This is a genomic window from Pantoea sp. GABEPS69 (assembly GCF_045780835.1).
GTDB classification, from domain to species: Bacteria; Pseudomonadota; Gammaproteobacteria; order Enterobacterales; family Enterobacteriaceae; genus Pantoea; species Pantoea septica.
The window spans coordinates 281,036-295,662 of sequence record NZ_CP118619.1 but is presented as its reverse complement, the minus strand read 5'-3'; the positions used below and the strand labels follow the sequence as shown (position 1 = coordinate 295,662).

General features: G+C 58.0%; 11 protein-coding genes. 6 read left to right on the top strand and 5 right to left on the bottom strand.

The window, feature by feature from the left end:
* The first annotated feature begins 403 nt into the window (after positions 1–403).
* Positions 404–1,387, top strand: coding sequence for a DUF1852 domain-containing protein (locus PVE98_RS21240; protein WP_096074317.1), 984 nt, complete (start codon positions 404–406; stop codon positions 1,385–1,387).
* Between the two features lie 26 nt (positions 1,388–1,413).
* Positions 1,414–2,445: a methionine synthase gene (locus PVE98_RS21235; protein WP_096074318.1), complete on the top strand. Its 1,032-nt coding sequence runs from the start codon at positions 1,414–1,416 to the stop codon at positions 2,443–2,445.
* A gap of 101 nt (positions 2,446–2,546) precedes the next feature.
* Here the strand turns inward: PVE98_RS21235 and PVE98_RS21230 are convergent, their stop codons facing one another.
* Entirely contained in the window at positions 2,547–3,017 is a 471-nt protein-coding gene (locus PVE98_RS21230) for a DUF1203 domain-containing protein (protein WP_096074319.1), read from the bottom strand.
* A gap of 208 nt (positions 3,018–3,225) precedes the next feature.
* Here PVE98_RS21230 and yajD point away from each other — a divergent pair, with 208 nt between their 5' ends.
* Positions 3,226–3,573, top strand: coding sequence for an HNH nuclease YajD (gene yajD, locus PVE98_RS21225; protein ID WP_033790448.1), 348 nt, complete (start codon positions 3,226–3,228; stop codon positions 3,571–3,573).
* A 67-nt stretch (positions 3,574–3,640) separates the two neighbouring features.
* Here the strand turns inward: yajD and PVE98_RS21220 are convergent, their stop codons facing one another.
* Both PVE98_RS21220 and PVE98_RS21215 read right to left on the bottom strand, forming a co-directional pair.
* Positions 3,641–3,931 (bottom strand): hypothetical protein, encoded by a 291-nt coding sequence (locus PVE98_RS21220; protein ID WP_096074320.1) that lies wholly within the window; start codon positions 3,929–3,931, stop codon positions 3,641–3,643.
* Between the two features lie 228 nt (positions 3,932–4,159).
* The gene (locus PVE98_RS21215) at positions 4,160–5,812 is read right to left on the bottom strand and encodes a methyl-accepting chemotaxis protein (protein WP_096074321.1); all 1,653 of its coding nucleotides are present in this window, start codon (positions 5,810–5,812) and stop codon (positions 4,160–4,162) included.
* Positions 5,813–6,041: 229 nt separating this feature from the next.
* Here PVE98_RS21215 and PVE98_RS21210 point away from each other — a divergent pair, with 229 nt between their 5' ends.
* Positions 6,042–8,621: an EAL domain-containing protein gene (locus PVE98_RS21210; protein ID WP_313618901.1), complete on the top strand. Its 2,580-nt coding sequence runs from the start codon at positions 6,042–6,044 to the stop codon at positions 8,619–8,621.
* A 3-nt stretch (positions 8,622–8,624) separates the two neighbouring features.
* On the opposite strand, the gene PVE98_RS21205 is transcribed toward PVE98_RS21210, so the two are convergent.
* Positions 8,625–10,172 (bottom strand): sensor domain-containing diguanylate cyclase, encoded by a 1,548-nt coding sequence (locus PVE98_RS21205; RefSeq protein WP_096074322.1) that lies wholly within the window; start codon positions 10,170–10,172, stop codon positions 8,625–8,627.
* A 343-nt stretch (positions 10,173–10,515) separates the two neighbouring features.
* Between PVE98_RS21205 and PVE98_RS21200 the strand changes: the two genes are divergently transcribed.
* Together PVE98_RS21200 and PVE98_RS21195 are read left to right on the top strand one after the other, a co-directional pair.
* Complete coding sequence (locus PVE98_RS21200; RefSeq protein ID WP_033748733.1) at positions 10,516–11,274, top strand: MerR family transcriptional regulator; 759 nt, start codon at positions 10,516–10,518, stop codon at positions 11,272–11,274.
* Positions 11,275–11,369: 95 nt separating this feature from the next.
* Positions 11,370–12,242, top strand: coding sequence for an aldo/keto reductase family oxidoreductase (locus PVE98_RS21195; RefSeq protein ID WP_096074323.1), 873 nt, complete (start codon positions 11,370–11,372; stop codon positions 12,240–12,242).
* 28 nt (positions 12,243–12,270) lie between these two features.
* Here PVE98_RS21195 and PVE98_RS21190 read toward each other — a convergent pair whose 3' ends face one another.
* Positions 12,271–14,595: an FdhF/YdeP family oxidoreductase gene (locus PVE98_RS21190; protein WP_033748729.1), complete on the bottom strand. Its 2,325-nt coding sequence runs from the start codon at positions 14,593–14,595 to the stop codon at positions 12,271–12,273.
* Between the last annotated feature and the right edge of the window lie 32 nt (positions 14,596–14,627).

The following is a 14,627-nucleotide window of genomic DNA, read 5'->3' as shown; positions in this document are numbered from 1 at the left end:
TCTCTCCAGCAGGCGGGCAAGGATAAAACGTCATCCAGAGTTAATACCATGACGGACGACCGGCCACCACCGAAAACGCGGGTTGATCGAGAGTTAATTCTTATAGTTGTTAATACGTTAGCGAATTTATCCGCCCCGTTAAGTTTTGCTTAACGCCTGCTTTTTCATTCCGGGCTTGCTCTGCCCACCGCATGAGGGCAAAGGCGATCATGAAAAAAGCTCATGTTCGTTGAATTTATATCACTTTTCGTTGATTCCCGACTCAGGCATAAAAGATACATGGATGTTAAGTATTGGTAACGCGAAAAGTTGTGAACGAGATAGCAGCTTAACAAATCGGGATATCCTGAAAAGAAAGAATTAACGCCAGATTGTCCATCACGAATTAGGATGCCAGATTAAAATGACGCAACCCTTCAACTTTACGATTAAAACTCTTCGTTTCGACGAAAATTATAATCCTTCGGAAAATACGCGCATCACCACCAACTTTGCCAATTTGGCCCGAGGCGACAAACGCCAGCAGAATCTGCGCAACGCGCTGGCGATGATTGACAACCGTTTCAATTCGCTGGCGCAATGGGATAACCCGAACAGCGATCGCTATGCCGTCGAAGTCGATATTATTTCTGCTGAAATGATTATCGAGACGGAAGGCCGCCGCGCCACTTTTCCGGTAATTGAAATATTAAGACCTAATATCATCGACCGCAAAACCAGCCAGCGTATCGAAGGTATTCCAGGCAATAACTTCTCTTCTTACGTGCGCGATTACGATTTCAGCGTACGGCTCAATGAGCACAATAGAAATAAAGCGGAATTCACCATTCCTGAGGATTTCGGCGATCTGCACGGCGCCATCTTCAGAGGTTTCGTTGCGTCGGCGGCTTATAAAGAGTGCTTTCAAAAGTCGCCGGTTATCTGCCTGAGCGTTTCCAGCAAAAACGTTTATCACCGAACCAATAATCACCACCCGGTGCTGGGCGTCGAATATCAGCAGGATCAGCCCTCTTTAACCGACCGCTACTTTGCCAAAATGGGGCTGCAGGTGCGCTATTTTATGCCGCGTAATAGCGTCGCGCCGCTGGCCTTCTACTTTAGCGGCGACCTGCTAGCCGACTACACCAACCTTGAGCTGATTGGCACCATCAGCACCATGGAGACGTTCCAGAAGATTTACCGGCCTGAAATCTATAACGCCAATTCAGCGGCGGGAAAACGTTATCAGCCAGACCTGAATCATCAGGATTACTCTTTAACGCGCATTGTTTACGACCGCGAAGAACGTAGCCAGCTGGCCGTTGAGCAGGGTAAGTTCACCGAAGAGAACTTTATTAAACCCTACCAGACGATGCTTGAACAATGGGTTGCGCATTCCGTTCTTTGATTATTTAACCGACAGGGTCACGCTTGATGAAAAAGTTATTACCAACCTCTACCGCCGGCAGCTTACCTAAACCTTCCTGGCTGGCACAGCCTGAGGTGCTCTGGTCGCCCTGGAAATTGCAGGATCGAGAATTAGTCGACGGCAAGCTAGACGCCCTGCGTTTATGCCTGGCGGATCAGCTGCAGGCCGGCATCGATATCGTCAGCGATGGCGAGCAAACGCGGCAGCATTTCGTCACCACCTTTATTGAGCACCTGAGCGGCGTCGATTTTGAAAAGCGCGAAATCGTGAAAATTCGCGATCGCTACGACGCCAGCGTGCCGACCGTGGTCGGTGAAGTGAGCCGTCAAAAGCCGGTTTTCGTCGAGGATGCGAAATTCTTACGTCAGCAGACCAGCCAGCCGATCAAATGGGCGCTGCCTGGCCCGATGACGATGATCGATACGCTTTACGATAGCCACTATAAGAGCCGCGAAAAGCTGGCGTGGAAGTTCGCCGAAATTCTCAACCAGGAAGCTAAAGAACTTGAGGCGGCCGGCGTCGATATTATCCAGTTCGATGAGCCTGCCTTTAACGTTTTCTTTGATGAAGTGAACGACTGGGGAATCGCGACGCTGGAGCGGGCTATTGAAGGTCTGAAGTGCGAAACGGCGGTGCATATTTGCTACGGCTACGGCATCAAAGCTAATACCGACTGGAAAAAGACGCTGGGAACGGAATGGCGTCAGTATGAAGAGATCTTCCCGAAGCTGCAGAAATCGAATATCGATATCGTGTCGCTCGAATGTCAGAACTCGCGCGTGCCGATGGATCTGATTGAGCTGATTCGCGGCAAAAAAGTGATGGTGGGCGCCATCGACGTGGCGACCAACACCGTCGAGACGCCGGAAGAGGTGGCCAGCACCCTGCGCAAGGCGCTGCAGTTTGTCGACGCCGACAAGCTCTATCCCTGCACCAACTGCGGCATGATCCCGCTGCCTCGCCACGTGGCGAACGGCAAGCTCAATGCGCTGAGCGCGGGCGCGGAGATTGTCAGAAGAGAGCTGCTGGCGAAGTAACGTCGGGACGAGCGCTACGTGAAAATGCAGCCCGATCAGGCAGCGCCTGACCGGGCTGCAACTATCAATAAGTGCGTCCCGGCTCCGTTGATCTGACAGACTCACGCCAGCCGCTCGGCAAGGCAGGAAAAACATCCCTGCTTAGCATTATGGATATGGATATAATCTATCGAGGGATCGGCAAAGAATCGGTGAATGAGGGGTTCAGCAAACTCTCCCGAGCAGAGATCCGCCCGCCTTAAAAAGTGCTTTTTATCATAGGCCCGCAGCGACAGCACTCTTCCCGACATCACCGCCGGTAGCGCATTGATGTATATACCCTGCTCCGTACAACCTTCCCAAATATAGATGGCATGTGTGCCGAAATAGGGCGTCTCGGCAGGCTGGTAAGTATGGTTGATCAATAATGCCGTTTCGCCGAGGGGAATCTCGCGCAGCGAAATTCTGTCGGGATAGCCGGGATAGCTGTCCACCTTCACTCTTACCGCGCCCTGCTTTGCAAGCCAGGCTTCGCCCAGCCCAAAAAAAGAGGTAAACGGATGCGCCTGAAGGCCTGAAATTTTATATGCCATATCTTGCTCCTGTGGTTGACCGAAACAGACTAGCCTGCCACAGCAAGAGCAACGCGCTGTTTTGGGTCATGGAAGCAAAACAGGCAAAATTCAGGATTACCCTTTACCCGACGCGAAGCATCGGATAATAAGCTGGCTTGATGTTCGTCGCCGGGCAGGCTAGCCTGCGCACATCACAGGCAATACTTTTAAACAGGTAACAACCACCATGGCTCTGATCCCCAAAAACTACGCGCGGCTGGAAAGCGGCTACCGCGAGAAAGCGCTGAAAATCTATCCGTGGGTATGCGGGCGCTGCGCGCGTGAGTTCGTTTATTCGAACCTGCGAGAACTCACCGTCCACCATATCGATCACGACCACACCAATAATCCGGAAGATGGCAGCAACTGGGAGCTGTTGTGTCTCTACTGTCATGACCACGAACACTCAAAATATACGGAAGCGGATCAGTACGGCACCCGCGTGGTGGCGGGAGAAGATGCGCAAAAAGATATCGGCGCCGCCACCTATAACCCCTTCGCTGACTTGCAGGCGATGCTCAATAAGAAAAAATAACGCAGACAGGGCAGCCAGCATGCTGGCTGCCCTGCTCGCTCTCGGCCTGTGGCGGAGAAATATCATACTATTCAAGATGAACGACGCGCAGCCCTGACCAGCATCTCTCGTCCGAGCGGGTCACCAGCACCGACGGATTGTCGCTGAATTTGCTGATCAACATCACGATCCGATTCATCAGAAGGGCGATCTTCTCCGTGCCGACATAGATAAATTCGTTAGAGGGTAGCGCATAGGTAAAGCCCCTTTCACATACCACGCTGCGGGAAAAACCATTATCCAGCATCGTGAAAAGTAGCTCGGTGCGCATTCTGTCGGTCTGATCTTTCAATTCGACCCGGATTGTATAGCTAGCCATAGTCATCCTCAATCGTCATGTAATTTAAGATAACTTAAATTATAGCCGCTATTGTTTTAAAAATGTGTATTTGAGATATATCTTATCCAGAGAATGAAGGCGAATGCAGACGCGTCGTCGTGCGGAAAGGTGGGATAAAAGATTGAAAAAATCCGGAGGCAAACTCACCTCCGGATGGATATTGCGTATTAACGGGAATGACCGTATGCGGCATCCCCGCTTTTCGCGTTAGAAACTCTGCCAGTCCGCTTCGTTGAGCACCGCAACGCGCTGCGGCGCGGGGGTGCGCAGACGCGCAGGCTGTGCCGCCGGCGCACGCGGCGCGACAGCGTCGAAATCGTTGCCGACGCGGAATTTGCCGACCAGTTCGGTCAGCGTGCTGGCCTGCTCCTGCAGCGACTGCGCCGCCGCCGACGCCTCTTCCACCAGCGCGGCGTTCTGCTGCGTGACGTCATCCATCTGGTTCACCGCCTGATGCACCTGTGCGATGCCCTGGCTCTGCTCGACCGCGGCGGCGGCGATTTCGCCGACCAGATCGCTCACCTGACGAATCGCGTCTTTCATCACGTCCATATTGCGGCCTACGTCGCTCGCCTGCGCGGCGCCCGCTTCCGTCAGCTGATGCGAGGCTTCGATCAATGCCTTGATTTCATGGGCGGCGGCGGTAGAACGCTGCGACAGGTTTCTTACCTCGCCCGCTACGACGGCGAAGCCTTTGCCGTGCTCGCCAGCGCGCGCGGCCTCTACCGCGGCGTTGAGCGCCAGGATATTGGTCTGAAATGCGATGCCTTCGATCAGCGAAACAATATCGTTCACCTTGCGCGAGCTGCCGCGAATATTGTCCATCGTCGCCAGCATCGTAGTCAGCGATTCGCCGCTCTTCTCCGAGAGGCTGCTGGCGTTGGCCGCCAGCTGGCTCGCCTGACGGGTATTATCCGCCGTCTGGCGCACCGTCTCGCTCAGTTCGGTCATGCTGGCCGCGGTTTGCTCCAGCGACGCCGCCTGCTGCTCGGTGCGCGAAGAGAGATCTTCATTGCCGGCAGTGATCTGCACCGATGCGCTGCTGACCGACTGCGACGCCTGGTTAACCGAGGCGAGCGCCGAGGCGACGCGCTGCATCAGGTGGTTAAAGGCGCGCGCCATATTGCCAATTTCATCGCGGCGGCTTTCATCGGCGTTCAGCGTCAGATCGAGATTGTCGCTGGCGCGCGCCATTACGTTGCCCATCGCCGACAGGCTGCGGCGAATGCGCAGAATGGTAAAGGCGGAGAAGAGGCCGAACAGCACGATGGTGGCGATAACCCCGCCAATGGTGGCCCACAGCACGGTTGTGAACAGGCTGCGGTTGGTATCGCGCAGCTGGTTGCTGATATCGATATTCAGCGTCAGCTGTTTCTGATAGTCGTCAATCATCTGGCGAATCGCCGCGCCGACGCCCTCATTGCCCTCAATCAGCCCAAGCGTTAGGCTGTCCTGATGTGCATGGGAGGCGGCGAGAAAGGCCGGCAGCCGATCGCTGATAGCGCGCAGGTTTTCATAGGCGAGGTTGGTCAGGCGCTTGTCCTCGTCGCTGGAGATATCGTTGGCCATGTAGTAGTCGATCTGTGATTTGATCTGCGCCAGGCTCGCGGCGATGTTTTTTTCCACATCCGCAAATTTCGCGTCTTCGGTCTGGCTCTGGTGCTTGTAGAGAGTGATCGCCAGCTGATTGCCTTCATCGATCATTTTCCCCAGATCTTTAATCGAGGGAATGGCGTTGGCCTGCACATATTCGAAGCGATCCTGAAATCCGGACAGCAGCGAGATAGCCAGTACGGCCTGTAAAATAATCGCGCCAAACAGCAGCGAAAATGCCAACAGCAGGCGTTGGGTGATATTCATCCTGTTCTCCATAAGGTAAATGTCCCTGACCTTATGTATTCAGGCAGGGTTTAGCCTCCTTATCATCGGCAACGCCTCGCCTTTAATTAATTTTATTACCGCGCTTTGACAGCGCCCTCAGATTATCGCCATTCGTCTCTACTCAGGCTGTAGTCCATGGCCCTGCTGCCGATAACCGAGAGAGGTATTTGCAATACCCTTTATCGACTTTCTGGCGCGGCGACTAAACATGACGACTTACGCTTTTCATCCCTCATCTGACGGACGCGCGCGCGGCCTCGTCAGAAAACCGATGCTCATTATGCTGGTGCTGCTGGGCCTCTCTTTTTGCGCCGCGCTGACCGCGCTGTTCTGTGTGGCCGACGATCTAAACGATAAAGCGGATCTTCGCAGCGGGCTGCTGCTGGGTAAGGCGTTCGCCAGCAGCGAGGAGAGCATGCGCTTTCACCTCAGCGACAACGCCGAATGGGGCGAAGCCTATAACAACCTGCATCGCACGCTGAACCTCGACTGGGCCTGGCGCAACCAGAACCTGGGCGAATCGCTGTTCAAAACCTTCGGCTATGAAGGCGTATTCGTCATCGCGCCGAATGGCGAAACGCGCTACAGCGTGCTTGACGGCGCGCTGCGCCACGAGCGCTTTCAGGCGTGGCTGGGGCAGGATGCGCTTAACGCCCTGAAGCAGCGGCTACAGCAGAGCGACGGCAAGGCGATAGCGCGGCTGGTGCGCGTCGGCGACCAGCTGGCGCTGCTCGGCGCCGCCTGGATTACCCCCGGCGGCGACCACAGCGTAAAAATGGTCGCGGGCCCGCCTTCGATCATGATTTTTGTCGATCGTCTGACCCCCGCCAAGCTGGCAAGCGCGGGCGCGGAGTATGGCATTAAAAAACTTAGCTACGCCGACGCGCCGCCCGAGGGCACAGGCGAGCATGACCGCTACCTCGCGTCGGCGCTGGGCGGCGTCGTGACGCTGAAGTGGCAGAGCGACGATCCCGGCGGCGCGCTGCTCACCTGGCTGCTGCCGCTGCTGGCGCTGCTGATGTGCGCCACCTTTTTCACCGCCACCATGCTGATGCGCAACGCGCTGCGCAAAGCGCGTCATAGCGACGTCAGCACTTTTCTGCTGGAGCAGAGCCAGCAGGCGCTGGCCGCCAGCGAGCAGCGCTTTCGCGACGTAGCGGAGAGCACCACCGACTGGATCTGGGAAGCGGACGCGCAGCTGCGCTTTACCTGGATCTCCGGCCGTTTTCCCGCCGTCACCGGCTATCACAGCCAGGACTGGCTGCAGCAGCCGCTGCACGATTTTCTGCTCGACGACGCCGACCTGCCGCAGCGGCTGACGCAGCGGGAGCAGCCCGCCGAGCCGCTGACGCTGTTGCGCTGCCGCTACCGATCCGCGCAGCAGCATATTCGCTTCTGCAACCTCACGCTGCGTCCCGTTACCCTGCCGCAGGGGAAAAAGGGCTACCGCGGTACCGCCACCGACGTTACCCTCGAGGTCGAGGCCGAGGCGCGCGTCCGCTATCTCTCGCAGTTCGACGAACTGACCGGGTTACCCAACCGCGCGCAGATGAACGCCTGTCTGGCGGGCAAGCTCAGCGATGCGCTGCATAGCGATTGCCCGCTGGCGGTCATTATGATCGACCTGGATAAGTTTAAGCCGGTGAACGATCTCTACGGCCACGCCGCCGGCGACAGCGTGCTGCACGAGGTCTCCCTGCGCTTCAACGCCTGCCTTAAGGATGCCGGGATGACCGCCCGCCTCGGCGGCGACGAGTTTGTCATGATCGTCTCCGATATCCACAGCCAGCAGGAGATCGGCGAGTTGTGCAGCCGTATCATCGCTCAGATCAATCAGCCCTTCGCTATCAACGGCGCCGACGTCTTTATCGGCGCCAGCATGGGGATCGCGCTGGCGCCGCAGGATGGCAACAACCCTGGCGATCTGCTGCGCTATGCGGATATTGCGCTCTATAAAGCGAAAAACGCCGGGCGCAATAACTGGGTGTTTTATCAGCGCGACATGGGAGAGAAGATCGTACAGCGGCGCGAAATGGAGCGCGAACTGCGTGAGGCGATCCACACTAACCAGCTGCGCCTCGCCTGGCAGCCGCGCTACGACGTGCGATCCGCGCGCGTCACCGCCGTGGAGGCGCTGGTGCGCTGGCACCACAGGCAGCACGGCGTACTGATGCCCGATCAGTTTATCCCGCTGGCGGAAGAGACCGGGCTGATCGGCGCGCTGAGCGACTGGGTGCTGCTGCGCGCCTGCGAAGATACGCACCGCGACCTGCCGGGCCTGACGGTGTCGGTCAACCTCTCCGCGGTAGAGTTCAGCGATAAAGGCCTGCCGCGGCGTATTCGCGCCGCGCTGGACGCCACCGGCCTGCCGAGCGGTCGGCTGGAGATCGAGGTAACGGAAAACGCCATGCTGCAGGATCCGGAAACCACGCTTGAGGTGATGCAGGCGATCAAAGCGCTGGGCGTGAAGTTTTTAATCGACGACTTCGGCACCGGCTACGCCTCGCTGAACTATCTACGCAGCTTTCCGTTCGACGGCATCAAGATCGATAAATCGTTCATCTTTCCGCTGAACGACTCCGCGCAGGCGCGGCAGATTGTCGAGAACATGGTCGGACTCGGCAAGGCCTACTCGCTGAGCGTGACCGCAGAAGGGGTCGAAACCGCCTCGCAGATGGAACAGCTTAAACTGATGGAGTGCGACGGTCTGCAGGGCTACTACCTCGGCAAACCTCAGCCGCTGGCGCAGATCGTCGAAACCTACTGCGCCGCGCCGACCTCGCCATAGCGCTCAGGCGCGGCGCCGCGCCTGGTTGCGCCCGCCATGCTTCGCCAGATAAAGCGCTTCGTCCGCCTTCTCGATCAGCGCCTTAGGCTCAGGGCGATCGCTTTCGGGCAGAAAGGTAGCGCATCCCGCGCTCAGCGTGACGTGCGCGGCTATCGAGGAGGAGTCATGGGGAATATTGCGCGCGCTCACCGCCTTCACCGCCGCGTTAGCGATGTTCAGCGCATCCGCCCCTGTGGCGCCAGGTAAAATAATGGCAAACTCTTCGCCCCCGTATCTTGCCACCTTGTCGCCGCTGCGTAGCGTTAGCCCTTTTAGCGCGCTGGCGACCGTTTTCAGACAGGCGTCGCCGGCGACGTGGCCGTAGGTATCGTTGTAGCGTTTGAAATAGTCGATATCCATCAGAATTAGCGACAGCTGCTGGCCGTGCTCCGCTGCGTCGAGCAGGCTCTGCTGCAGGATAAAGTCGAACTGGCGACGGTTCGCCAGCCCGGTCAGGCCATCGGCGTGCGCCAGGTTCTCCAGTGAGAGGTTCGCCGCCGTCAGCTCGTCGCGCAGGCGGGTCAGCTCCTGCTGATAGCGCAGGCTGCGTCGCGCCTGGCTGAGGATATAGGCGCCGAGCAGCACAATTCCCGCCAGCAGCGCCAAATCGAGGAGCACATCCTCTACCTGCCCTTTAACCCAGTTTCTCAGCAGATTATTTTTATCGTAGCCCGCCGCCACCACCAGTCCGTAACGCTCGGAGCGGGCAAAGCCAAAAATGCGCGCCTGGCCATCCAGCGCGGCGCGCCACTGGCCGCTTCCTTTGTCCGCGCTGGCGAGCATCGCCTGGAAAAGGTGGCTGGAGGAGAGGTTTTTGCCGATATAGCTGTCCGGCATCGGCCGCGCGTAGAGTACCGTGCTGTCTGCCAGCATCAGCACCAGCACATCCTGCGGCCCCAGCTCATAGTAGCTGTAGTAGTGACGAAAATAGTCGACGCGGATGGTGGCCAGCAGCACGCCGTCGAAGCCGCCGGAGGCGTCATTGACCCGCAGCGACACCGGGATCACCAGATCGCCGGTGCTGCGGCTGCGTATCACCGGGCCGATATGCACGCTGTCGCGCGGGTTCATGCGGTGGTAGTGAAAATATTCGCGATCGGCGTTGTTAATGCCTTTGGGGATGGTCTGCGCGGAGGTGGCGATCCACTTGCCCTGCGCATTGTAGTAGAACAGCCCATGCAGCTGCGGCAGCCGGCTCGCCAGCTCCTGCATGGTCTGGCTAAGGGCGGCGCCGTTGACGCCGGACGCCATTTCGCTCATTAGCTGATGCTGTACTTCCCGTAGCGACAGCTCCGTCTGTAATATGGTGTCGTCCGCCTGACGCGCCTGAGAAAGAGAAAGGTTTACCGCCATCTGTTCAGACTGAATCAGGGTATCGCGCCAGGCTTCACGCATCGTCCAGAGGTTAAGCCCGGTCACCGCCAGCGTCAGCAGCAGCCCGGCCATCGCAATGCTTCGGGGCAGCGAGCGATTTAACGACATCGCCCGATCGCTTCTCCTTTTACGTCTCATGAACCGCCTTTTTAAATGCATCAGGTAAGTTAAGCATATGTAGCTAGCAGAGGCTGGCAAGTCAGGGCAATCACCAGCAAACTGGCCAGAAAAGACGGAGCACTGTGCGATTTCCAAAAGGGCATTTTAAATAAAATAGTAAAAAGTGCATTTTAAATAAAATATTCACACTTCTTTGCACTATCGCTAACTCGCTAATTCGTATGGAAACCTGGAGTGGTTGAGGCAAACCCCCATTAAAACACTATTTTATGCTGTATCATTTTGGCTGTTACAGGTTCAGACTGTATATTCATCCACTGGACGACGCGGTGGCTATTCGCTCTCCGATTAAGGACAGCACATGATCTACTCCTCTGATACCGTCTGCGCGCTGACAGGCATCGATTCCTTTACACTAAAACGCTGGTACCGCAGTGGATTTATCCACAAAGGTGTCGGTAAAGACCAGTGGTCGGACGCGCAGCTGCAGCAAGTCTTGCTCATGCGAGAGATGACCAGTAACGGCGCAACGATTAGAGAGCTCAAAACGGCGCAGGAAACAGCGAATCCGTTACGTAGCGGCGGCTGGGCCGCACGACGTGGCGATATGCTCTGGCAGCTGGAGTTCGGCAGCGAACGCTCCCTGGCCATTCTGTTGCGCAAGCTCGCCAGCAACTTTGCGGGTGATGATTTCGTTTTACGGCTTCTGCTGCCGCTTAATCAATGGCTGCGCGACGATACGCGTACAGGCGCCTGCGGCCGACTGGCGCGCTTTCATAGCCTGATTGTCGCCCACGCCGGAAGCCTAATCCGAAGCGCTGCACGCACCGCTGCCGTCCCGCTGCTGCTGGAAAACGTCAGCGAAAAAAATCAGACCGAAATCTGGCTGGAAGCCATCAGGCTCAGCGGCCAGGGGTTTTGCGTAGAAATGCAGTCTGCCGACGCGATTAACTCGTCTGCCTCCTCGCATCCTCACCACCTGCTGTGGTGCGGAGCAGGTTTAACGGAGTTTATGCATGAACACTATCTGACGCGCCTGAACAAAGGCGAGTCCGTGCTGCTCTGCGGCCCTGACCGCCGCGTCCATCATCTCTATCCGCAACTGCCCGCGGTCGCCTGAGCGGCCGCCTTCTCTTCTTTCTTTCCCTGCCCTTCCAGCGCGCAATCAGGCCGCAGCGAGTACACTTACTGAGTCCCTTTCATCAGGAGGTTACTATGTCTCAGGTTTTCCTTCGCTATCGTCTTGGCGACGATGAGGTCGGCCGCGTCGGCTACGGCGCGATGCAGCTTGCCGGCCCCGGCGTCTTTGGCCCGCCAAAAGACGAAGCGCGCGCGATACAGGTGCTGCGCGACGCCATCGCCGCCGGCGTGCGTCATATCGACACCAGCGATTTTTACGGCCCGCACCTGACGAATCAGCTGATTAAAAAAGCGCTGCATCCCTACCCGGAAGATTTGATTATCGTCACCAAAGTCGGCGCGCGCCGCGATGAGAAAGGCGGCTGGCTGCCCGCTTTTTCGCCGGACGAGCTGGTCAGCGCGGTAGAAGATAACCTGCGCAACCTCGATCTCGGCGTGCTGGAAGTGGTGAATCTGCGTAGCATGATCAATCCGCAAAAGCCGGCGGAAGGCTCGCTTGAACCGCAGCTCAGGGCGCTGATAGAACTTAAAGAGCAAGGGGTGATCCGCCATATCGGACTGAGCAACGTCACCGCGCGTCAGGTAGAAGAGGCGCAGCAGCTTACCGAGATCGCCTGCGTGCAGAACCTGTATAATCTCGCTAACCGCGAGGATGACGCGCTGATTGACAAGCTCGCCGCCCAAGGCATTCCCTACGTGCCCTTCTTCCCGCTCGGCGGTTTTACGCCGCTGCAGTCTACGCAGCTGACTCAGGTGGCGCAGCAGCTTAACGCCACGCCGATGCAGGTGGTGCTCGCCTGGCTGCTGCAGCGCTCGCCCAATATTCTCCTGATCCCCGGCACCTCATCGCCAGAACATCTGCGCGAAAACCTGGCGGCGGCGCAGCTGACGCTGCCGGATGAGGCGCTGGCGGTGCTGGACGATATCGGCAATAAAAAGGGCCGCTAGCGCGGCCCCTGAATTTACCCACTCCGTTTTACCGCAGCGCGCCTGAGGTTTCTACAGGCGCCTCGCACAGCTCCAGCTCTACCGGGATACTTTTATAGGCCGGAATGCCGCTTTCGGTATCGTGGCTGTCGAGCGGCACCATCACGTTGGCCTCGGGGTAGTAAGCCGCAACCGAACCGGGCGCCATGTCATACACCACCACGGTCAGGTTATCGAGCCGCCGTCCGGTACGGTTGCCCTGCGGATCGAGCGCCACCATATTCACCTTATCGCCAACGCGGAACTGGCGTTTTTCCGCCTCGTCCGCCGCCATAAACAACACGTCGCGTCGGCCGGTGACGCCGCGATAGCGATCGTTCAGGCCATAAAGCGTGGTGTTGTACTGGTCATGGCTGCGCAGCGTTGTCAGCACCAGATCGTGACAGACCAGCGAGCGCGGATCTTCATTGATCCCCTGCATCACTTTGAACTGCGCCTTGCCGCTCGGCGTCAGCCATTTGCGCTGCGCGGCCGCCACCGGCAGCCGGAAGCCGCCCGGCGTCAGGATGCGGTTGTTGAAATCGTCGAAGCCGGGGAAAACCGCCTCGATGGCGTCGCGGATAAAGCTGTAGTCGCCCACCATTTTGTCCCAGTCGACGCGCGAGTTGCGCAGCGTGGCTTTCGCCAGCCCGGCTACTAGCGCCGGCTCCGATTTCAGATGTGGCGAGGCGGGTTTCAGCGTGCCGCGCGAGGCGTGCACCATCGACATCGAATCCTCTACCGTCACGCTCTGCTCGCCCGACGCCTGGCGGTCGATTTCGGTGCGGCCCAGCACCGGGAAAAGGTAATTATGCTTGCCGAGCAGCAGGTGCGAGCGGTTGAGCTTGGTGGCCATATGCACCACCAGATCGAGCTTACGCATCGCCTCGAAAGTCACCTGCGGATCGGAGATCGCCTCCGCCAGGTTGCCGCCCAGGCAGAGCAGCGCTTTGGCTTTACCGTCGCGCATCGCCTGGATCGCCGCCACCGCGCCGTGACCGTGCTTCTGCGGCGGCTTAAAGCCAAACACCTTTTCAATATTGTCCAGCATCCACTGCGGCGGAATTTCGGTGATGCCGACGGTGCGATCGCCCTGTACGTTGGAGTGACCGCGTAACGGACAGATGCCCGCGCCGCGCTTGCCGATATTGCCGCGCATCAGCAGCAGGTTGGCGATCTGCTGCACGTTCTGGGTGCCGTACTGGTGCTGGGTAATGCCCATGCCGTAGCAAATAATGGTGCTGTCCGACGCGGCGTAGAGATGAGCGATATTTTGAATCTCTTCGAGCGTCATGCCGGAAACTTTCAGAATATGCGGCCATTCGGTCGCCTCAAGATCCGCCTTCAGCGCGGCGAACCCTTCGGTGTGTTCGTTGATAAAGCTTTCGTCGATCACGCCCGGTTCGCCCGCCGCCAGCGCTTTTTCATGCATCGACAGCAGAGACTTCATCACGCCCTTCAGCATCGCCGCGTCGCCGCCGACGCGCACTTTGTAATAGGTGGACGCCAGCTGCGTCGAACCCATCGACAGCATCTCAATTGGGCTTTGCGGCGAGGTAAAGCGCTCCAGGCCGCGCTCGCGCAGCGGATTGATCGCCACGATGGTTTTGCCGCGCTTCGAGACGTCGCGCAGCGTCGCCAGCATGCGCGGATGGTTGGTGCCGGGATTGTGGCCGATGCAGAGCACCAGATCGCAGTGATCGAAGTCCTCCAGCTCGACCGTGCCCTTGCCTACGCCGATCGACTGCGGCAGGCCGACGCTGGTCGGTTCGTGGCACATGTTGGAGCAGTCGGGAAAGTTATTGGTGCCGTATTCGCGCGCGAAGAGCTGCCAGAGAAAGGCGGCTTCGTTAGAGGCGCGGCCGGAGGTATAGAATTCGACGCTGTCGGGATCCTCATAGCTGCGCAGCAGCGCGCCGATCTCGTTCAGCGCCGTCTCCCATTCGATGGGCTGATAGGTGTCGCTCGCCGCGTCATATTTCATCGGATGGGTCAGGCGCCCTTCGCCTTCCAGTTCCAGGGCGTTGCGTTGCCAGAGTTCGCTGACGGTGTGCGCGGCGAAAAACTCCGGCGTGGTGCGTTTGCTGGTCGCTTCCCAGGAGACGGCTTTGGCGCCGTTTTCGCAAAATTCAAACGAGGAGCGGTGCTGCGGATCGGGCCAGGCGCAGCCTGGGCAGTCGAACCCTTCAGGCTGGTTGACCTTGAACAGCGCGATAACATCCTGCTTAACCGACATCTGGCCGCGAATCGCATCCGCTACCGCTTTGAGCGCGCCCCAGCCGCCTGCCGAACCGCCATAAGGCGCAATACCAATATTACTGTTTTGTTTTTTCATACGACGTTGCTCTCCAGTGCTTATCCTTTTTA